This is a genomic window from Taurinivorans muris (assembly GCF_025232395.1).
Classification (GTDB): Bacteria; Desulfobacterota; Desulfovibrionia; order Desulfovibrionales; family Desulfovibrionaceae; genus Taurinivorans; species Taurinivorans muris.
Window position 1 is genome coordinate 103,324 of sequence record NZ_CP065938.1, and the last position, 18,742, is coordinate 122,065.

At 43.8% G+C, this 18,742-nt stretch carries 21 protein-coding genes and 1 tRNA gene; 9 read left to right on the forward strand and 13 right to left on the reverse strand.

Annotation, left to right across the window (positions count from 1 at the left end):
- The 3 genes from clpP to JBF11_RS00475 all read right to left on the reverse strand — a co-directional run bounded on the left by clpP (position 1) and on the right by JBF11_RS00475 (position 2,189).
- The gene (clpP, locus tag JBF11_RS00465; protein WP_334315429.1) at positions 1–591 is read right to left on the reverse strand and encodes an ATP-dependent Clp endopeptidase proteolytic subunit ClpP; all 591 of its coding nucleotides are present in this window, start codon (positions 589–591) and stop codon (positions 1–3) included.
- A 136-nt stretch (positions 592–727) separates the two neighbouring features.
- On the reverse strand, positions 728–2,032 hold the full coding sequence (gene tig, locus JBF11_RS00470) for a trigger factor (protein ID WP_334315430.1): 1,305 nt from the start codon (positions 2,030–2,032) through the stop codon (positions 728–730).
- Between the two features lie 72 nt (positions 2,033–2,104).
- A tRNA-Leu gene (locus JBF11_RS00475) sits at positions 2,105–2,189 on the reverse strand.
- Positions 2,190–2,407: 218 nt separating this feature from the next.
- On the opposite strand from JBF11_RS00475, the gene JBF11_RS00480 reads away from it, so the two are divergent.
- Positions 2,408–3,763, forward strand: coding sequence for an MATE family efflux transporter (locus tag JBF11_RS00480; RefSeq protein WP_334315431.1), 1,356 nt, complete (start codon positions 2,408–2,410; stop codon positions 3,761–3,763).
- Positions 3,764–3,802: 39 nt separating this feature from the next.
- A complete protein-coding gene (locus JBF11_RS00485; protein WP_334315432.1) occupies positions 3,803–4,324 on the forward strand; it encodes a nitroreductase family protein in 522 nt (173 codons plus the stop codon).
- A gap of 131 nt (positions 4,325–4,455) precedes the next feature.
- On the opposite strand, the gene JBF11_RS00490 is transcribed toward JBF11_RS00485, so the two are convergent.
- The 4 genes from JBF11_RS00490 to rpsF form a co-directional block, all read right to left on the reverse strand.
- Positions 4,456–4,872, reverse strand: coding sequence for a (deoxy)nucleoside triphosphate pyrophosphohydrolase (locus tag JBF11_RS00490; protein WP_334315433.1), 417 nt, complete (start codon positions 4,870–4,872; stop codon positions 4,456–4,458).
- 98 nt (positions 4,873–4,970) lie between these two features.
- A complete protein-coding gene (gene rplI, locus JBF11_RS00495; RefSeq protein WP_334315434.1) occupies positions 4,971–5,450 on the reverse strand; it encodes a 50S ribosomal protein L9 in 480 nt (159 codons plus the stop codon).
- Positions 5,451–5,466: 16 nt separating this feature from the next.
- The gene (rpsR, locus tag JBF11_RS00500) at positions 5,467–5,730 is read right to left on the reverse strand and encodes a 30S ribosomal protein S18 (protein ID WP_334315435.1); all 264 of its coding nucleotides are present in this window, start codon (positions 5,728–5,730) and stop codon (positions 5,467–5,469) included.
- Entirely contained in the window at positions 5,730–6,035 is a 306-nt protein-coding gene (gene rpsF / locus JBF11_RS00505; protein WP_334315436.1) for a 30S ribosomal protein S6, read from the reverse strand. Before rpsF ends, rpsR begins: the two co-directional genes overlap by 1 nt.
- A gap of 170 nt (positions 6,036–6,205) precedes the next feature.
- Here rpsF and JBF11_RS00510 point away from each other — a divergent pair, with 170 nt between their 5' ends.
- Complete coding sequence (locus JBF11_RS00510) at positions 6,206–7,570, forward strand: alpha/beta hydrolase family protein (RefSeq protein ID WP_334315437.1); 1,365 nt, start codon at positions 6,206–6,208, stop codon at positions 7,568–7,570.
- Positions 7,571–7,577: 7 nt separating this feature from the next.
- Here the strand turns inward: JBF11_RS00510 and JBF11_RS00515 are convergent, their stop codons facing one another.
- From JBF11_RS00515 to hflK, 5 genes are read right to left on the reverse strand one after another with little or no spacing between them, the layout of a single operon-like run.
- Positions 7,578–8,192, reverse strand: coding sequence for a flavin reductase family protein (locus tag JBF11_RS00515; RefSeq protein ID WP_334315438.1), 615 nt, complete (start codon positions 8,190–8,192; stop codon positions 7,578–7,580).
- Entirely contained in the window at positions 8,179–9,228 is a 1,050-nt protein-coding gene (locus JBF11_RS00520) for a lytic murein transglycosylase (RefSeq protein WP_334315439.1), read from the reverse strand. The genes JBF11_RS00515 and JBF11_RS00520 overlap by 14 nt, the downstream gene beginning before the upstream one ends.
- Before the next feature lie 16 nt (positions 9,229–9,244).
- Positions 9,245–9,919 carry a helix-turn-helix domain-containing protein gene (locus JBF11_RS00525; protein ID WP_334315440.1) on the reverse strand — a complete coding sequence of 225 codons (675 nt, stop codon included), beginning with the start codon at positions 9,917–9,919 and terminating at the stop codon, positions 9,245–9,247.
- Positions 9,920–9,934: 15 nt separating this feature from the next.
- Positions 9,935–10,783 (reverse strand): protease modulator HflC, encoded by an 849-nt coding sequence (gene hflC, locus JBF11_RS00530; protein WP_334315441.1) that lies wholly within the window; start codon positions 10,781–10,783, stop codon positions 9,935–9,937.
- Entirely contained in the window at positions 10,783–12,096 is a 1,314-nt protein-coding gene (hflK, locus tag JBF11_RS00535) for an FtsH protease activity modulator HflK (RefSeq protein ID WP_334315442.1), read from the reverse strand. The genes hflC and hflK overlap by 1 nt, the downstream gene beginning before the upstream one ends.
- Before the next feature lie 164 nt (positions 12,097–12,260).
- Here hflK and JBF11_RS00540 point away from each other — a divergent pair, with 164 nt between their 5' ends.
- The 6 genes from JBF11_RS00540 (at position 12,261) to JBF11_RS00565 (ending at position 17,152) form a co-directional block, all read left to right on the forward strand.
- Complete coding sequence (locus JBF11_RS00540) at positions 12,261–13,265, forward strand: glycosyltransferase family 2 protein (protein ID WP_334315443.1); 1,005 nt, start codon at positions 12,261–12,263, stop codon at positions 13,263–13,265.
- A 413-nt stretch (positions 13,266–13,678) separates the two neighbouring features.
- A complete protein-coding gene (gene thiS, locus JBF11_RS00545) occupies positions 13,679–13,873 on the forward strand; it encodes a sulfur carrier protein ThiS (protein WP_334315444.1) in 195 nt (64 codons plus the stop codon).
- 37 nt (positions 13,874–13,910) lie between these two features.
- On the forward strand, positions 13,911–14,537 hold the full coding sequence (gene thiF, locus JBF11_RS00550) for a sulfur carrier protein ThiS adenylyltransferase ThiF (RefSeq protein WP_334315445.1): 627 nt from the start codon (positions 13,911–13,913) through the stop codon (positions 14,535–14,537).
- 8 nt (positions 14,538–14,545) lie between these two features.
- Positions 14,546–15,310 (forward strand): thiazole synthase, encoded by a 765-nt coding sequence (locus JBF11_RS00555; protein WP_334315446.1) that lies wholly within the window; start codon positions 14,546–14,548, stop codon positions 15,308–15,310.
- 9 nt (positions 15,311–15,319) lie between these two features.
- Positions 15,320–16,465 carry a 2-iminoacetate synthase ThiH gene (thiH, locus tag JBF11_RS00560; protein ID WP_334315447.1) on the forward strand — a complete coding sequence of 382 codons (1,146 nt, stop codon included), beginning with the start codon at positions 15,320–15,322 and terminating at the stop codon, positions 16,463–16,465.
- A gap of 87 nt (positions 16,466–16,552) precedes the next feature.
- Entirely contained in the window at positions 16,553–17,152 is a 600-nt protein-coding gene (locus JBF11_RS00565; protein ID WP_334315448.1) for a thiamine phosphate synthase, read from the forward strand.
- 60 nt (positions 17,153–17,212) lie between these two features.
- On the opposite strand, the gene JBF11_RS00570 is transcribed toward JBF11_RS00565, so the two are convergent.
- Positions 17,213–18,679 carry an APC family permease gene (locus JBF11_RS00570; protein ID WP_334315449.1) on the reverse strand — a complete coding sequence of 489 codons (1,467 nt, stop codon included), beginning with the start codon at positions 18,677–18,679 and terminating at the stop codon, positions 17,213–17,215.
- Positions 18,680–18,742: the final 63 nt, after the last annotated feature.

Consider the following 18,742-nt stretch of genomic DNA (forward strand, 5'->3'; position numbering starts at 1 on the left):
CTATATTAAATCGTGTCTGGAGGTAAGAATATTGTCAATAATACCGTATTTCAGGGCTTCTTCCGCTGTTAAGAAATTATCGCGTTCCGTGTCGGCAGTCACTTTTTTAATGCTTTGCCCCGTGTTTTCCGCCAAAATGGAGTTGAGGTCCTTTTTCATACGCAGAACTTCTTTCGCATGGATTTCAATGTCCGTCGCCTGACCTTGATAGCCAGCTGAAGGCTGGTGTATCATGATTTGGCTGTGCGGAAGGGCGAAACGCTTGCCTTTTTCGCCGCCCGCCAAAAGAAACGCTCCCATGCTTGCGGCTCTGCCCATGCAAAGGGTCGTTACGGGGCAGGCAATGAATTTCATGGTGTCGTAAATCGCCATGCCTGCGGTGACAGAGCCTCCGGGAGTGTTGATATAAAGGCTGATTTCTTTTTCAGGGTCTTGTGATTCTAAAAAAAGGAGCTGGGCGCAGATGAGGGAGGCGACGGTGTCGTTCACTTCTGTGCCAAGCAAAATGATACGGTCTTTTAAAAGGCGTGAATATATGTCGTATGCTCGTTCGGTACGACCGGTGGTTTCAATGACCATAGGAATATTCATCGGTATTCTCCTTGAGGGCTTCATACAAATACCCGCAGACAAAAATTTTTGCCTGCGGATAAATGTATGCTTAATATTGAAGGCAAATTTTTGACTTTATCACAATATAATATGCAAAAACTTTGCCAAAGAATTATTATTTTACTTCTTCATGTTTTGCTTGGTCAAAAATCAAATCAAGGGCTTTACCTGCCATAATTCTTTCCTGAATATCCGTTACCATGCCTGATTGGAGAACATGGTCGCGAACCTGTTCGTATTGCTGACGCGTTTCCATGGCGAGCTGGCGGACATACATATCCACTTCCTGACCTGTGACAGCGATGTTTTCACGGAATGCGAGGCTGAGAAGGAATACATGGGCTTTTGTCTGGCGTTTTGCGATGTCTTGCCCTTCTTCTTTTAAGGAAGCGAGTGCTTTAAGCATTTCTTCAGGGTCTATATTTTGCTGACCCAAGTGGTTTCTCGCTTCCATCATGTAGTTTGAAAGGGATTTTTGCACCATGCTTTCAGGCAGTTCATAGTCGTATTTTGCGGTAATGCTGTCTAAAAGTTCTTGCTGCGCTTTATTTCTCACTTGAGCTGATTTTGTTTGCTTAACTTGGGCTTCAATCATTTGTTTCAATGTTTCCAAACTGTTGAAACCGACTTTTTTTGCAAATTCTTCATCAAATTCAGGAAGAATTTGTTTATGGATTTTATGAAGTTTGATTTTTATGTCGATGGTTTTGCCGCGCATGCTTGCGTCCGCGTAATCATCGGGGCAAACCATGGTGCCGCTGACTTCTTCACCGGCTTTGGCTGTGCGGACGAGTTTGTCGATTTCCTTATTGGTGGTATCTTTGTTGTCGGAAAGCTGCATGAGGAAATTTTGAGCGCCCATGCCGGCAACGGGATTTCCTTCGTATGTTCCTTCAACGTCGACCAAAAGCACATCGCCGTCCATCGGGTATCTGTCTTCGTTCATGTCTTCAAGCGTCGCCATGCTGCGGCGGACTTGAGTTGTGAAGTTTTCGATTTCTTCCGCGCTCACTTCGTCTGATTCGACTTTTACGCTGTATTCGGAAAAATCTTTCGGCAAATCGATTTCAGGAAGAATTTCAAAAGAGCATGTGAAAGAAAATTCCTTGCTGCGTTCCAGCTTTTGCGGTGTTTCTTTGTCTTCAAAGTTCACACGGCTGATCGGACGGATTTTTTCATTTTCAAGAATGGTGTTGATATTGGTGTTGATGAGGTTTTCTGTGGCGTAATTGTAAACTTCGTCAGAAAAGCGTTTTTCAATGACGGAAGCGGGAACTTTACCTTTGCGGAAACCATTGAGGCTCAAGCTTTTTCCATATTCGCGAATGGTTTTGTCAATGGTTTTGTCAACATCGTTCGCTTCGACTGTTACGGAAATTTTACGTTTTGTTTGGGAAACATTTTCAATGGTGTGGGACATTCTGGGACTCCTTATATATTGTGCCGGAAGAGGTGGCACTCTTTGGAGCCTTCGACCGGTCAAAGAATTTAATGGTACGAGAGAAGAGACTCGAACTCTTAAGGAATGCTCCGCTAGATCCTAAGTCTAGTGCGTTTACCAATTCCGCCACTCTCGCAAAGCAAATTGCAAAGGATTATTTAATACATAATCGCATATTTTGCAAGTTATTTTTCAAGAAAAATTTTTCTTGTGATTTTGAAAAAATCTTTGAAAGACAAATAAAAATTTGAATAAACAAACTGTAACATATTGGTATCATAAGTAATTATTAAATAATAAATCCTTGAAAAGATATTGATATTGCATTATCATAAGAATTTGAATGAGGTTTTTATGGAATCTATAATTCAGCGCCTTGATATCAGAAGGCAATTAATCGCGCTTACTTTTCCTATTTTTATTGAAACGCTGCTTATCATGCTGGCGGGGTTTGTTGATGTTTTCATGCTAAGCCGGGTTTCAGATTCCGCTGTTGCGGCTGTCGGGCTTGCAAACCAAGTCCTTATGCTGGTGTATATGGTTTTCATGATCGGCGTGATGGGGGTGACTGTTGTTTGTTCGCAGTATATCGGGGCGAAAGATGAGCACGGTTTTGTAAAAACCATTTCCGCCGCTGTCGCATATAATATTTTTGTGGGTATTGTGACCGGAATATTTTTTACGTTTTTTACGCCGGAATTGATTGTTTTTTTGGATACCAGAGCGGAATTGGTTGACAATGCCACCGTTTATTTTGAAATCGCGGGCGGTTTTTCCATTCTCGTTTGTATGAATATGACCTATTCGGGCATTATGCGGAGCTGCAATCTGGCGCGCTATCCCATGTATGTTTCCGTTGTTGCAAATATTTTAAATATTTTTGGCAACTATGTGTTGATTTTCGGGAAATTCGGTTTTCCGGAACTCGGGGTGCAGGGGGCTGCCATTTCAACTGTTTTTAGCCGCGTTGTCGCGTGCAGTTTGCTTTTTTACGCGATTAAACGGCAGAAGGTCCGTGATTCCATTTTCAGGAACATGTTTCCGTTTCCCATGGATAAATTACGCAAAATTATGAAAATCGGTCTGCCGGGAGCGGGGGAAATGTTTTCTTACAGTCTTTCCCAAACCGTTATCGTGTATCTTGTGAATAAACTGGGTACGGAAGCGTTGGCGGCGCGGACCTATCTTGTCAACATCATTACCTTTATTTTTTTATTTTCTCTGTCGTTAGGGCAGGCGTCCGCCATTATCGTAGGGCAGTTGGCGGGCAGGAAACGCAAAGATGCGGCTTTGAAGCTTGGAAGCTTCAGCTTGAAAATAGCTGTTTCCGTGTCTGTCGCATTGTCTTTCTGCTTGGCTTTAGCCGGGGGGCGGGTCATGCCGCTGCTTACTGATAATGCGAATATTATCGCCCTTTGTTTGACTATTTTGTGGATAGATGTTGTGCTTGAGGTGGGCAGGGCGGTGAATATTTTAGGCGGCAGGATGTTAAGCGCCGTCGGCAATCCTGAATTTGCGTTCGTGGTCGGGGTTATCGTCATGTGGGGAGTCGCAACGCTCGGCGCTTATGTTTTCGGTTTGTATTTGGGTTACGGGCTTGTCGGCATGTGGATTTGTTTCGCTGCCGACGAATGTTTGCGGGCTGTTTTCATCTGGCGCCATTGGGCAAGCCAAAAATGGGCGAAAAAAAGCCTTATCCATGCAGATTGATGCTGAAATTATTTTTTATGATATGGTAGGAAAAATTTTATGCTTGATATTATTTATAAAAGAAAAAGCATACGGCAGTTTTCACCCCGTACTGTAACCGATGAGATTATTGAAAAAATCATTCGGGCGGGAATGCAGGCGCCTTCCTCCGGAAACAGCCAGCCATGGGAATTTGTCGTGATCAGAAACAGGAATACGTTACGGAAAATAACGGAATTTCATTCCTATTCTCAATGTTTGAAAATGGTTAATGCTGCGGTTGTTGTTTGTGCAAATCTGTCACGGGAGATTTTTAAGGGCTTTTGGGTGCAGGATTGTTCGGCTTGTGTGCAAAACATGCTTTTAGCTGTTGAAAGCATAAAAGGTGAAGATGATTTGGAGCTTGGTTCGGTTTGGCTGGGAATATATCCGGTTGCGGAACGGGTCGACGGTTTGAGAGAGCTGCTGTCTTTACCCGAAGATGTTGTTCCTTTTGCGGTTTTGCCTGTCGGTTATAAAGGGGAAAAGAAAAATAGCACCGATAATTTCAAGCCGGAACGGATACACCTTGAAAAATGGTAAAAAAAAAGCTGATTTTTATTGTGTCAGCGGGAAAAGCAACATATTGCAAAAAGCGGATAGCTGCTTTTTTTTGAAAGCAGGACTTTTCACTTTGCAGCAAGCAATGTTTGTTGGCGCCTGAGTCGGTTTTATCAATAGTTTTGTTTGATGATTTCCAAAACTTCCTTGTCAGCCGGGCAAAAAGCGTAGTTGTCGATTTCTTCGGAACTGATCCACCGAATATCTTCGTGTTCAAGCTTTTGCACCGGACCTTTGATTATTTTTGTGTGATAGATGAAAAGATTGACAATGATATCTTCGTATTCATGGGAATTTTGATAGAATAAACCGCTTGGTTCAACTTCAATGGCGAGTTCTTCCATACATTCCCGCTTTAAAGCTTGGATATGGCTCTCGCCTTGTTCGACCTTTCCCCCTGCAAATTCCCAAAGCAAAGCGCGTGCTTTTGTTTTCGGGCGTTGGCAGATTAAAAATCTGTTTTGTTCGTAAATAAAAGCGGCAACAATATTAAATATCTTTTTTGTGTCCATGGGGTCAGAATGTGTCATATTTTAACTATGGTTGAATTGTTGTAAAAAAAAAAAAAAAATGGGTATAAAAAAAGTCCACTTTAAAAAGTGGACCTTTCAAAAGAATTTCGGCAAGCTTATTCAGCTGCTGTTTCTTCACCCAAGTGGGATTTGTCTTCAGAAACAACTTTCACGGTGAAAGTCGGAATAATGTCGGTATGCAGTCTTGCACGGACAACGTGTTCGCCGAGAGTGCGGATAGCGCCGTCAAGCAAAATGTGGTGACGGTCTATTTCAATGCCTTGTTCGTTCAAAAGTTCGCCAATCATGGAAGTTGTGACTGAACCGTAAAGCTTATCGTTTTCACCCACACGCATTTCAATGGTAAGAACGAAATCTTGAAGTTTTTCAGCAAGAACGCTGGCTGCAGCACGGATTTCATCCATACGGGCTTGAAGTTTTTTTCTTTCAAGTTCAAATGCGCGGAGGTTCGCAGGAGTTGCGAGCATCGCCAAATCTTGAGGGATAAGATAGTTGCGTCCGTATCCCGGTTTTACTTCGACAATGTCGCCCAAATGACCCAAATTTTCAATGTCGGCACGAAGAATAAGTTTCATAATCTACTCTCCTACCCTATATGTTGGTTTTCTTTTTAACATCACTGGAGTGAGCAGTGGTGTAGAAAAGAAGCGCCATTTGACGGGCACGTTTGATTTCTGTTGTAAGCTGGCGCTGGTGTTTTGCGCAAGTGCCAGTAATGCGGCGGGCAACAATTTTACCGCGTTCAGTAATGAAGTCACGCAAAATATCCGGACGTTTGTAATCAAGAGGAAGATCCTTGTCGGCACAGAAACGGCAGAATTTGCGGCGAGGTGCGAATTTTTTACGGAAAGCCATTATGCAACCTCCTCTGCTTGATCGCTTAAGCGAACTGTAATAAATTTGAAAATATTGTCTTGGATACGGATAATACGTTCAAGTTCCGCAACAAGCTGATTAGGTGCGTTATACTCAAAACGAACATAAAATCCGCGCATTTGCTTACGCACGGGGTAAGCCAAATCTTTCATTCCCCATTGGTCCACTAAAAGAAGTTTGCCGCCTTCACGGTCGATGACTTCGCTAAGAGTGGCAATGGCTTGTTCGCGCTGTTCCACGGTCAGTTCCGGGGAGAAAAGCACGAGTGTTTCCATTTTACGCATAGTACTCTCCTTTCGGTCTATGGCCTTTACTTCTGTAAAGGCAAGGTTGAGCGATATTTATAGGTTGTCTTGATTATTAAGTCAAGCAAAAGATTTATGAAACCGCTCTTTTGCCGATTGAAAAAAAATTAAGTTTTTGATAGGTTGGCTTATCGTATTGAGGACTGGATATGCATTATTATTTTTATGTGATATTTTTTCTTTTCGGTTTGGTTTTTCCTTGTGAGGCAAGGGAAGAGATTCATGTTGGATATCGCTCCATTTCCACTTGGAACTCAAGGGAAAATGTTCGGCTTGATGTTGGGGTTTGGTATCCGACCCGTAGTGAAGAACGTGACTATGTTATGGACGAATACCATGTTTTTGTCGCCAAAAACGCCCCTATGTTCCGTATTGTCGACGATGAAATCGCGGGACCTTCTTTGCGGGAACACGAAAAAATCAGGAAAAATGCCGAAATCAACAAATTGCCCAAAAAAGAGCTGCAGGCGCAGCTGGACGCCGTTCCTATCCCTTATAAAAAATATCCCTTGCTTGTCATTTCGCACGCTTCCGGCTTGACTCGGTACAGTTGTCACACCTTGGCGGATTTGTTGGTAAAGCAGGGCTATATTGTCGCCGTGCCCATGCACAGCGAGGACAATGTCCATAACATGCGTATTTTTTATTCCGCAAAATCGATGTATCAGCGCGCCAAGCAGTGTTCTTTGGCTGTTGACTTGTTATTGATGGATAAAACGTTTTCACGTTTCATTGACAGCGGCAAAATTACCTTTATGGGCTTTGGCAGCGGAGGAACGGCAGGGCTTTTGCTCGCGGGAGGAGAACTTTCCGCAAATCGTTGGCTGACGTATTGCGATGATTTTGAAAGCATAGAGTCTGATTACAATTCGCTGTGGACATTTGACGTGACAAGGCTGGAAAAAAATCTTTTTTGCCAGTATCCGATAAAAGCGCAGGTGCAAAATTTCGCTTTAGGTTTGCAGCGTTCTGTCGAAATACAAAACTTGGAAAATTTGTTTTTTTATAATGCCCTTGATTCCAAAAACGAAATTTTGCAGGAAGTGCATACTGTTTTGGATTTTCAGGTGAAATGGTCGAAACGGAATAATCCCAACTTGTCAGCGTATATTTATGAACCGCCTTTTCTGATTCCGTATCTGCCGCCTCTGCCTACCCAGTATACCTATGTTGATACGAGGTTCAAGCGGTTTATTTTTGTTTCACCTGCTTTAACCATGTTTTTTGATTTGAAACAAATACAAGATACGGATTTGAAATTTTGCATTGTCGGTCTTGAAAAAGATTATTTCAATACGCCGGAATTTCAGCCGCAGGATTTGTATAAGCAATTAGGCGAAGAAAACGCCCGTTATCATTTGATTGAAGGTGCTGATTTGTGGTCCACGCAAGCCCCGTGTTACGGAACGCAAATGCTTGTGGAAATATGCAAAACCGTTACTGATGAAGAACGCGAGCAAATTCTTGACAGATTATTCGCCATCACGTATTCGTTCATTCCTCATTTTGAATGATTATTTTCTAATTTGATACGTTGCTGGCGACAATGGTTTTGCCGATGCCGAAGGCTTTTGCTTTAAATTCTCCAAGTCCCCGGTATTCGCGGAGCATGGGCACATAAGCAAGAACGTCCAATTTTTCGGGATCGGGCAGTCCTTCCGCATTGAGAGCGGATTCTCGGATTTTTACGTCCATGATTTCCCCGATGAAAAGGGTATGCGTGCCCACATCGCAGGTTTTTATCAGGGTGAGTTCAATCACAACGGGGCATTCCTGCACATAGGGTGCGTCAACATGTTCGGCAGTGACAGGGGTAAGTTTCGTCCTTTCGAATTTGTTTTCTTGGGCGACGGAAAAAATACCGCAATAATCGACTTCGGGAAGAATTTTCGTATCCGGAATGCTGAGGGTGAACGCTTTATGTTTGAGAATATCCTTATGGGTCTGTCTGCTTCCGCGTACGGCGACTGCAAGGGCTGGAGGCTGAGCCGAACAAGGGCAGCTCCATGCGGCGGTCATGATATTGGGAATTTTATCGCCGCCAGGGGAGTCATGATAAGAACCGACCAAAACGATGGGACAGGGGAGAATAAAGTTTTGTGAACCGATGGATTTCAATACGTCAGTTTCTGACATTGTTTTTCTCCTTGGGTGTTTTTTGGGCAATATTGACAGTTTCTGCCTGAGGAGCGGCTGTCTGCCTGCTGAGTTTCGCCAAAGCCAAAATCGTATGGGCATAGGCGGTTGAATAATTATAGCGTTTCAATATTTTTACTTGGTTCTTAAAGGCTATGTTTTTCTGTTTCCAACCTTGCTTATGTAAAAAATTCGCAACACTCAAAATCGCATCGGCAGGTTCGAAAAGATTTATTTTACCGTCATTGTCAGCATCAACGCCGAAACGTTTGATATTGCTCGGCATGAACTGTCCATATCCGATAGCGCCGTAAATGGAAGACGGAATCTTGCTGACATCTATATCGTTTTGAATTGAATAGCGCAGAAGCGCCTTGAGTTCTTCATACGCCCAGTCTGCCCTTGCGTTAATTTTTTCGTGCAGGAATTTTTCTTGCTTGGCGGTAAGCGAAAGATTTTTGGTATAGTTGGGAAGCATGGATAATTCCGTTGAAATACTCATGCTTGCAAGCATGGAAAGAGGTGTGAATTTTCCTAAAAATTTTCCATGCCATGTTTCAACATAAATCAAAGCGGAAATGATTTCTTTCGGAACAGCGTATTTTTTTTCCGCCAAAATAAAATATTCTTCGTTTTCATCAAGAAAATTTTTGCATTTAAGGGCGTTTTCCTTTGTCACATATCCGTCATACCACGGATAGGGTACGCCTAATGCATTTGTTTTAGGTTTTTGTTTACCCGGCTTTTTTTTGCTTGTTTTTTTGGGGGCAAAATTGGCTTGATACAATTCTTTCACTTTGTTTCCCATAGGTTTTTGGGAAAAAGCGTTTTGAAGCTGCAAGAAATATTGTTCCAAATCCTTTTCGGAAAAACCGTCACGGACAAGGCGGGCATGCAGGTTGTCCCAAGTTTTGTCATGCTCCGTGTTGTGTTTTTGCGGTTCTGCGGTGTTTTGCCCGTTTCCTTTTGCGTCTGCGCAAAGAAAGGAAAAAAATATGAGAAAACAAAACGGTATTATCCAGAATATGCGTTTCATAAGAGTTATTGCCGGGTTAAAATTTATGCAGCACCCATGTGACTTTGCCCAGAAGCTTTTCCTGCAGGCTTTCAAAACTGATGATGTTTTTGGGAAGTTCGGGATGTTCGAAGCAAAGGGTGTAGGTGTTGTCGGCGATGTTTTGGAAAATTCTTCTGAAAATTATGCCTTCCTGCGGTAAGTGAAGCGCATAAAGTTCTCCGGAAATGACAGGCATTGTTTCTTCGTTCTTTTTGGCGGAAATTCCGACAAGCGCAAGGCGGGGTATGCTTGGGTCCATGCCGTTTCCGTTATGATTGAAAACGTGGCTTGTGCATTTTTGCAGGTTTTTCGGCAGAACGACTTCATCAAGGGTTTTAAAAGTATAGCCGTCCGGTGTTTTTTCGCAAAACGTGTCATAAACTTTTGCCATGAAGCCGCGTGAAACGTCTTCCAGAACAAAATGGGAATTCTCTTCGTCAATGGTGGCAATGCCGCGTAAGTACATCGGTTCTTTCTTTTCTCTCAGCCAGTCAGGGTTTACGCCAAACCTGTCGTAGAGTTTTATAAGCCAGTCGGAGGGGACGGATTGCCTTCTTTTGGCATCGGAAATGCTCGATTGGCTGATTTCCAGAATGCCCGCCAAATCTATTTGCGTCTGGCAGTTGGCTACGAATAAAATACGTTTATATATTTCATTAAAAGTTCCCATAGGTTCTCCATAGTTTTACTTGATATGTTTGAAAAGCGGATTGTCTGTCGTAACAATCATTTTGGTATTGTTTTCAAAGGAAAGCTTCATAGCTTCAAGACTGCGCTGAAATTCAAAAAAGTCCGGGGATTTTGTATAGGCGTTTGCAAAAATTTTTGCGGCTTCGGCATCGCCTTCACCTTGGATGATTTGTGCTTTTTTCTTTGCTTCAGCCAAAATAAGCGCACGCTCCTTATCCGCTTTTGAGCGGACTTTTGTCGCTTCTTCCGTTCCTTCGGAACGGTATTGACGGGCTTGGCGTTCACGTTCCGCTCTCATCCTGTCGTAGATAGCCCTTTGGTTTTCAGGGGGCAAGTCCGTGCGTTTAATCCGCGCATCAACAACTTCAATGCCAAATTCCCTCATTTGCGTGGATGCCTGCTTTGTAACGGAATCCATAATATTGGTCCGTTCGCTTGAAACAACTTCCGTGAGTGTGCAGCGTCCGACATGGGCGCGCATTTGTGAATAAACAACAGCGTCGAGGCGTGTCTGGGCGTTTGGAATCGTACGTACGGTACGGTAAAACTGCAAAGGATTGATGATATGCCAGCGGGCGTAGTTATCAAGCACAATGGTTTTCAGATCGCTGGTCAGCGCTTCGGCGGGTCTTGCGTCGTAGTCCAAAATACGTGCGTCAAAGCGCACCACGCTGTCGATAAAAGGTATTTTAAAGTGCAAACCGGCTTTATAAATACGGTCTTTCGGTTCGCCGAGCTGCAAAATTATGGCTTGCTCCGTTTGGTGCACGATAAAAAGGGCTTGTGAGCCGATACCTAAAATAATAACGAGCAATATTATGAAACTGGGGAGTTTGTTATTCATTAACGTGTACCTCTTGCGTTAGGGCGGGCGGAATTTGCAGTTTGCTGCGAGGAGTTTTGGGAAATGTTGCCGGAAAGAAGGTCTTCCTCAAGGGAATTTGGCAAAGCTTTTTCCAAGCTGGAAGGAGCGCCGCTTCCCATAGGAATGAGAGGCATGATTTGGTTTGTTCCTTCATTGGGCAAAACCATTTTTTCCATTTCCGGGTTGCTGAGCATTTTTTCCAAACTTTCATAGAGCAAACGTTTTTTCGTGATGTCCTGCGCTTTTTCATATTCGGCAAGAACGGCAAGAAAACGTGCTGTTTCCCCTTCCGCATGGGCGATGCGGGTTTGCTTGTAAGCTTCCGCCTTATTGACAATTTCAGCCGCCGTACCTTGTGCTTTCGGCAAAATATCCTGCCTGTAAGCTTCTGCGATATTGATGAGGCGCTGTTTGTCTTCCCTTGCGCTTGCGACATCTTTAAATGCTTCCTGCACGTCTTTCGGAGGCTGCACGTCCTGCATCTGAACGGCGACAACCTGTACGCCTACTTGATAACGGTCTAAGATACTTTGCAAAAGTTCCGTGACATTGTTTTGAATTTCAACACGTCCGCCGGTAAGTGCTGAGTCCAGGGTCGTCCGCCCGATAACTTCGCGCATGGCGGCTTCAGCCGCTTTTTTTACAACAGCGTCAGGTTGGGTGACATTGAAGAGATAATCAAACGCTCCGTCAGGTTTGATATTGTATTGGATATTGAATTGAATGTTCACGATGTTTTCGTCACCTGTGAGCATTGAGCCTTCATCATCGATTGCCTGCGTTCTTCCCTGTTGGAAAATATCCGCGTTTTGAGCGGAACGGAAGCCTACTTCCGCTTGGCGGACACGGGAAACATTCGGAAGGATAACGGTTTCGATAGGATAGGGCAGGTGGTAATGAAGTCCTGCGGATTCCGTTCTCGTATAGGCGCCGAAACGCAAAATAACACCTGCTTCATCAGGTTTCACGATAAAAATGCCGGAAGCGAGCCAAACAAGGACAAACAGAATGAAAACCCATTTTATTCCGGGCAGCTGGGCTTTTTTTAAAAACTCGTTCGGCTGTTTGCGGCTGTGATTATTGCCGTTGTTGTTGCCGTTATCGCCGTTATTTCCATTGTCGTTGTTATTCGGCTTATTTTTTTTGAAAAATTCTTCAAAATTTTTCTTTTCCGTTTCAGCATCAAAACCGAAATCTTCTTCAGGTTCCGGAGTATTGTTTATTTTTTTTCCAAAATCCCAAGTATTTTGCTGTTTTCTTTTTTCTTGTAATTTATCCCAATCCCAATTCATAGTTTCACTTATGGCAAAGCCTGTTTAAAATGTTAATAAAAAAATATAAGTTTGGAAGTTAGTAGCATACTTTCATTTAAAAAGCTAGTCTTTTATGGGTGATTAAAAAGCTGTATTTTTTTGCCGTTCTTGTTTATATTTTTAAAAAATTGGAGAATACAGCAATGAATATACAAAATATCGGTGCCATTATTTTAACCCATAAGGATATTGAAAAAACGGTCGCTTGTTTAAAAGCCGTGCATAAGCAGGTTGAATTGCCTTACCGCATTGTTTTGTGCGACAACGGTTCCGGAAACGAATATGCGGATGTCATTTTGGATGAATGGATACAAATCGCAAAGGAACAAAATCTTGATGAACCCGTTGAAGTGTATGCGACGGATACGTCCAGAGCAAAGCTCGTATTTCTGCGTTTGGAAGAAAACAAAGGTGTCGGCGGCGGATTTAATGAAGCCCTGCGTTTTTTGCTTTATGATATGGAATGTCAGGCGTTTTGGGTTATGCACCATGATACGGAGCCGCAGTCTTACGCGCTTTCCGCTTTGCTTGAGCATGCGCAAAATGAAAAGAACGATAAAATCGGTTTGGTCGGAACAACGCTTATTTACAAAGAAAGCGATTTGCAAGAATGCGCCGGAGGCGGATATTGGCGGAAATGGGCGGGAAAGGCAAAAAATCTGGATTGCGGTTATGATAAATATTCCCATTCCGAGCATGCGGAAGTTGTGCAGAAATTGGATTATGTCAATGGCGCGTCGTGTTTGATAACAAGGGAGCTGATCAATGCCATAGGGCTGTATGAAGAACGTTTTTATATGTTTTATGAAGACGTCGAATATGGATTAAGGGCGAAAAAAGCCGGTTTTTCATTGAATTGGGCCCCGGGAGCGAGGGTATACCATCATGCGCCCAATGCGGAGCAATTGACTCCTCTTTTGAATTTGACGGAAGAACCGGAACTGACGGCTGACGTTGATTATTTATATATGCGAAATCGTTTTTATTTGCTGAGAAAGCAAAGTATCTTGGCATATTTTTTAGGAATGGTTTATATTCCGCTTTTATTTGTTTCAAGAAATTTTAAGGGGCAAAAGGGAAGATTGGGATTGATTGTCAATGCAGTAATGGACGGATTGAATAAAAAAATGGATAAAATTCACGGTTAAATTCTTTTATGAGAGTATAAAAAGTTTTATAAACCTTAAAAGAACATTTTAAAAATTAAAAATAAAAGTGATTATAAAGAATGATAAAGAGAAGCAGGTATAAAAAAACAGTGCTTGCTTTTTTTATTATTTTAAAATGAAAATTTGAAATAAAATATGTTTTATATTGTAAAATAGTAAATAAAAATTTATTATAAAAAAAAATATTTATATGAAAATATCATATAATAAATCAATTATAAATAAATAACAGCATAAAAAAATACATATTTATTTTATACTATATTCATAGTATTCATATTTTATAAAAAATACATTCATATAATCATTATACCTGTGTTGACAAAATTAAAAAAAATATTCATAAGAAATCAACAGTTATTTTACCCAACTTATTTTATTCAAGGTTTTTTATGAAGGTTAATGGCAAATTCGTTCGGTTGGCAAAGCCTCTTTCCCTGCAAGAGTATTTGGAACGGGAAAAGTACGTCGCCGCGCATGTCGCTGTTGAAAGAAACGGTCATATCGTTCCGAGGGCTGATTTTGCCCGAACCATGCTCGGTGATGAGGATTGCCTTGAGATAGTGGCGTTCGTGGGCGGAGGCTAAGCCGAAGCGTATTCGGAAAGGTTTTGCGGAAAGATTTATGGATAAGAAGCAGTATTGTTTCGTGCAGGAAAAAAGGCACGGTAAGGAGAAACAAGCGTTGTTCGCAAACGCCCATGTGGGAATTGCGGGGCTTGGGGGGCTCGGCTCGCATGTGGCGGTCATGCTTGCCCGTTTGGGGGTCGGAACATTGACGCTTGTTGATTTCGATTGCGTTGACGAAACCAATATCCACCGTCAGCATTATGATTTGGCGGATATCGGCAAACCCAAGACACAGGCTTTGCATGAACAGCTTATGCGCTTCAATCCTTTTGCGGCATATCGCTGCCGTCAGGAAAAAGTTGTTCCGGAAAATATAAAAGATTTGTTCGGGCAGTGTTCCATTGTTTGTGAAGCTTTTGACAGGGTGGAAGAAAAGGTCATGCTTGTTGAGAATGTCTTATGCCGGCTGCCGGCAGTGTACATAGTGGGCGGCAATGGCATGGCGGATACGAAAAGCGCAAATTTGATGAAAGTGCGAAAAGCCATGGACCGTTATTATGTTTGCGGCGACGGTGTCAGCGATGTTGCGGATTCCTGCCTTTTTGCGCCCCGTGTGGCGCTTTGCGCGGCAATGCAGGCGACGCAGATCATGCGGCTGATATTAAATGAAAAATCTCTTTGAGGTGGAAAATGCAGGATACGTTCAAATTAGGCAATCATACGTTCAGTTCACGTTTTATTTTAGGTTCGGGGAAATTTTCTTTGGACATCATCAATGCGGCGGTGCAGGAAGCCGGTGCGCAAATCATCACCTTGGCTTTGCGCCGCGCCAATATCGGCGGCATAGCGAATATTTTGGATTATATTCCGAAAGGTGTGACCATTCTGCCCAATACGTCAGGGGCGAGAAATGCGGAAGAGGCTCTTCGCATAGCCCGTTTGGCGCGCGAATGCGGCTGCGGCGATTTTATCAAGGTCGAAGTCATCCATGAAAGCAAATATTTGTTGCCGGATAACTATCAAACGGCAAAAGCAACAGAACTCATGGCAAAAGAGAATTTCGTGGTCTTGCCGTATATGTATCCGGATTTAAATGCCGCCCGTGACATGGCAAATGCCGGCGCCGCAGCAATCATGCCTTTGGGCGCTCCCATTGGTACGAATAAGGGCTTGGTGACAAAGGAATTTATTCAGATTTTGGTTGATGAAATCGATTTGCCCGTTATTGTCGACGCCGGTATCGGCAGACCATCCCAAGCCTGCGAAGCAATGGAAATGGGCGTGACCGCCATTATGGCGAATACGGCTATTGCGACGGCCGGCGATGTTCCGGCTATGGCACGCGCGTTCAGGCAGGGTATCGAGGCGGGCAGAACGGCGTTTTTGGCAGGGCTTGGCAGAATAAGGGACAAAGCGGATGCCTCCTCGCCTTTGACAGGATTTTTGGATGAATAGGGGCTGAAAATGAGTTTTAAATATTTGCCCAATATGGAAAAGCTTGAGGACCACAGCATGCTTGAGCGCGTGCTTGGGGAAACGGCGGGCGTCGATTTTGACGGTTTCACTGCCGCAGACGTGCGTGAAGCTTTGAAAAAGGATTATTTATCCATAACAATACGCGATTATGCGGCGCTGCTTTCTCCTGCCGCGTCGGATTTTCTTGAGGAAATAGCCCGGAAGGCGCAAGTTGAAACCCGGAAGCGTTTTGGAAACACCGTTTGTTTGTATACTCCCCTGTATATTGCGAATTATTGCGCAAATAACTGTGTTTATTGCGGATATAATTGCAAAAATAAAATACAGCGGGGTAATTTGAGTTTTGAGGAAATCGAGGAGGAACTCCGCTCCATTTCCGCAACCGGTCTGCAGGAGATTTTGCTCTTGACGGGTGAACACAGGGTTAAATCTTCCGTGGAATTTATTGCGGAAGCATGCAAAACAGCCCGTAAATATTTCACTACCGTTGGGATTGAAGTGTATCCCATGAACAGCGGCGAATACCGGATTTTGCATGAAGCGGGCGCCGATTTTGTTTCTGTGTATCAGGAAACGTACAATCCGGAAAAATATGATGAAGTGCATTTGTCAGGACCGAAAAAAGTTTATCCTTACCGTTTTTATGCTCAGGAGCGCGCTTTAATGGGCGGCATGCGCGGTGTCGGCTTCGGAGCGCTGCTCGGGCTTGACGATTTTAGAAAAGATGCCTTTGCAACCGGACTTCATGCCTATTATGTACAAAAAAAATATCCTCATGCGGAAGTTTCTTTTTCCTGCCCCCGTTTACGTCCTATCGTCAATGATGACACCATCAACCCCAAGGATGTGCATGAAAGACAGCTTTTGCAGATTATGTGCGCCTATCGTCTGTTCATGCCTTTTGCAGGAATAAATATTTCCACGCGTGAGGGTGCTAATTTCAGAAATAATGTGATTAATATTTGCGCGACGCGTATTTCCGCCGGAGTGAAAACGAGTGTCGGCGGGCACAGCGAAGAAGAAAAAGGCGACGCGCAGTTCATTATTTCCGACGACAGAAGCGTTGATGAAATTGTCGAAAAAATTCAATCCCTCGGTTTGCAATCCGCCATGACGGATTATTTGTATGTTTGACGATTTTTGCTGTTTGCCGCGGCATATAAGGAAAGAACCTGTTTTGTTCCGGAAAAGCAAGACAGGTTTTCGCGCATGAAGGGAAAAATGAAAAAACTTATTTGTATCAGCCAGAAAGAATCGTGCGCGGAAGATTTTTTCGTACGTACGGAAAAAATTTTAAAACAAGGTGTGTTCGCCTTTATTTTACGGGAAAAAAGTTTATCTGCCGGAGAATATGAAGAGTTGGCTTTGAAGCTCTTGCCCGTGGCTAAAAAATATTCAAGCCCTTTCTTTTTGAACGGGCACTATGAATTGGCTTGCGGACTCGGGCTTGGAATACAGCTTTCTTTCCAAGCTTACCGAGAATTGAGGGAAAGCCCCGTGCCGGTGGGTATTTCCGTCCATAGCGCGGAAGAAGCGGAATATATTGTGCGGCATCCTAAAGGCATTTCTGTTTCGCACATTCTTGCGGGGCATGTTTTTCCTACGGACTGCAAGAAAGGATTAGCCCCCCGCGGTTTGGAGTTTTTATCTTCCGTTTGTAAAGCGGTTGATAAGAAAATACCGGTTTTCGGTCTTGGGGGAGTAAGTCCCGATAACATGCCGGCTCTTTACGGGACCGGGGCTTATGGCGGTGCCATTATGAGTTCTTGTATGAAAAGTCCGGATATAGAAGAATTGTTTAAAAAATTCGCAGCGGTATGACGTGTATTTTGAGAGCCAAAAAAAACTTCCTCGGCAGAGGAAGTTTTTTTCTATTAAAAATTATTTGTTATCGAAGAAAATCGGCAGGTCGTTTCGTCCCAATATGCTCGTCTTCCTTTCTTCTTCGGTCAACGTGATCCAGTGCGATTTGGAGATGAAGTAGAAAATTATGCCCATGGCTATCCAAATCACCATGATCCAGCGGGACGGAGCGCTGATATAGGCGGGCGAACCGGGAATTAAAAGCAGAGCCATGCAGGCGACGGAAGTAAACGCTCCAAGCCATGAACAGATTATCGGCGCTTGGGCGGAACGGGCATGTTTCAATACTTTGATAGCCGTCAGGCAGGTGAAAAGGTAGGCGACAGCGGTGCCGACGGAAGACATGTCAACAATCCAGCCTACAACGGCGCGTCCGGCAAACGGAGTGAGCAAAACCAAGCAGATTGTGAAGAGAATGGCTTTATACGGAGTGCGGTAATACGGGTGAATATCCCCGAACCATTTTGGCAGGATATGCCCGCGTGCCATGCTGAGAAGCAATCGTGTTGTTGCGACATAAAAACCGTTGATACCGGTGCATACCGCGCCAAGAACGGCACATGCCAAAATAACGGCGCCTAGGTTGCCGTAAGCCATGCGGCACACTTCCCCGGTTGCCCATGCGGTTTTTCCGGCATTTTTCAAATTTCCCATTTTTGCAAGCATATCAGGATACGGCATAGCGGTAGATACGGCGAATGTCACCATGGAATAGAGAATGCCCCCCCAGATAATGGCGAAGATCATGATTTTTTTTGATTTGTCAGGGGAGAAGTTAAATTCTTCCGAAGCTTGGGGAACAGTATCAAAACCGACAAACAGGAAAGGCGAAATTGCGACAATGGAGAGAATGGAGAGGATAGGAGCTCTGCTTTCCGCAAAGACCGGTGTTGTGTTGCTGAGCGCGAAACTGTCAATGGTGAATGTGCCGAAGAAAAGAAGCAAAATGCCTGCGCTGAGCATAAAGGCGAGGATGACTTGGAATGTTCCCGCAAAGCTGATACCGCGGTAGTTGAGTATGCCGAAGAACAAGACTGTGCAGATCATCAGGATGACTTCACCCGTGTAAATTTTCCAGCCCGCCAGCGTGTAAAGCTCTCCCACCTCAAAGACTCCCGGAAGGAGGAAGCGGCAGAGAAGGGCTAAGGCGGAAATGTTGATGGCAATAATCGAAATATAGCCAAGCACCAATGCCCAGCCGCAAATGAATGCGTTGGTCGGCCCGTAACCGATATAGGCATAGGCGTATTCGCCGCCTGCCACTGGGGCGTATCGGATCATGTAGCTGTAAGAAACAGCGACGAAACAGAGCAGCAATGTACCGATTGCGAACCCGATCAATGCCGCAAGAGGTCCGGCTTCCGGCAGGAATTTGTCACCGGGTAAAACAAAACAGCCCCAGCCGACAATAGAGCCTAATGCCAATGCCCAAACTTGGGTGGGAGAAAGCGTTCTTTCCAATGAAACATTTTGAATATTAGCCATAATAACCTCTCGATTGGTAAAAAAGTATCAAAAAAATGGACGGTAAAGGCTAAAGGGAAACCT

Bases quoted from the DNA above. Each gene is read 5' to 3' on its own strand.
- rpsF (WP_334315436.1), bottom strand. From the start codon at position 6,035: ATGCGTAAAATGGAAACACTCGTGCTTTTCTCCCCGGAACTGACCGTG.
- JBF11_RS00565 (WP_334315448.1), top strand. From the start codon at position 16,553: ATGAAAAAACTTATTTGTATCAGCCAGAAAGAATCGTGCGCGGAAGAT.
- JBF11_RS00525 (WP_334315440.1), bottom strand. From the start codon at position 9,919: ATGGGAACTTTTAATGAAATATATAAACGTATTTTATTCGTAGCCAAC.
- JBF11_RS00520 (WP_334315439.1), bottom strand. From the start codon at position 9,228: ATGAAACGCATATTCTGGATAATACCGTTTTGTTTTCTCATATTTTTT.
- hflK (WP_334315442.1), bottom strand. From the start codon at position 12,096: ATGAATTGGGATTGGGATAAATTACAAGAAAAAAGAAAACAGCAAAAT.
- rpsR (WP_334315435.1), bottom strand. From the start codon at position 5,730: ATGGCTTTCCGTAAAAAATTCGCACCTCGCCGCAAATTCTGCCGTTTC.
- JBF11_RS00510 (WP_334315437.1), top strand. From the start codon at position 6,206: ATGCATTATTATTTTTATGTGATATTTTTTCTTTTCGGTTTGGTTTTT.
- tig (WP_334315430.1), bottom strand. From the start codon at position 2,032: ATGTCCCACACCATTGAAAATGTTTCCCAAACAAAACGTAAAATTTCC.
- JBF11_RS00555 (WP_334315446.1), top strand. From the start codon at position 14,546: ATGCAGGATACGTTCAAATTAGGCAATCATACGTTCAGTTCACGTTTT.
- hflC (WP_334315441.1), bottom strand. From the start codon at position 10,783: ATGAATAACAAACTCCCCAGTTTCATAATATTGCTCGTTATTATTTTA.
- JBF11_RS00480 (WP_334315431.1), top strand. From the start codon at position 2,408: ATGGAATCTATAATTCAGCGCCTTGATATCAGAAGGCAATTAATCGCG.
- thiF (WP_334315445.1), top strand. From the start codon at position 13,911: ATGGATAAGAAGCAGTATTGTTTCGTGCAGGAAAAAAGGCACGGTAAG.
- clpP (WP_334315429.1), bottom strand. From the start codon at position 591: ATGAATATTCCTATGGTCATTGAAACCACCGGTCGTACCGAACGAGCA.
- JBF11_RS00490 (WP_334315433.1), bottom strand. From the start codon at position 4,872: ATGACACATTCTGACCCCATGGACACAAAAAAGATATTTAATATTGTT.
- thiS (WP_334315444.1), top strand. From the start codon at position 13,679: ATGAAGGTTAATGGCAAATTCGTTCGGTTGGCAAAGCCTCTTTCCCTG.
- JBF11_RS00570 (WP_334315449.1), bottom strand. From the start codon at position 18,679: ATGGCTAATATTCAAAATGTTTCATTGGAAAGAACGCTTTCTCCCACC.
- JBF11_RS00515 (WP_334315438.1), bottom strand. From the start codon at position 8,192: ATGTCAGAAACTGACGTATTGAAATCCATCGGTTCACAAAACTTTATT.
- JBF11_RS00540 (WP_334315443.1), top strand. From the start codon at position 12,261: ATGAATATACAAAATATCGGTGCCATTATTTTAACCCATAAGGATATT.
- thiH (WP_334315447.1), top strand. From the start codon at position 15,320: ATGAGTTTTAAATATTTGCCCAATATGGAAAAGCTTGAGGACCACAGC.
- JBF11_RS00485 (WP_334315432.1), top strand. From the start codon at position 3,803: ATGCTTGATATTATTTATAAAAGAAAAAGCATACGGCAGTTTTCACCC.
- rplI (WP_334315434.1), bottom strand. From the start codon at position 5,450: ATGAAACTTATTCTTCGTGCCGACATTGAAAATTTGGGTCATTTGGGC.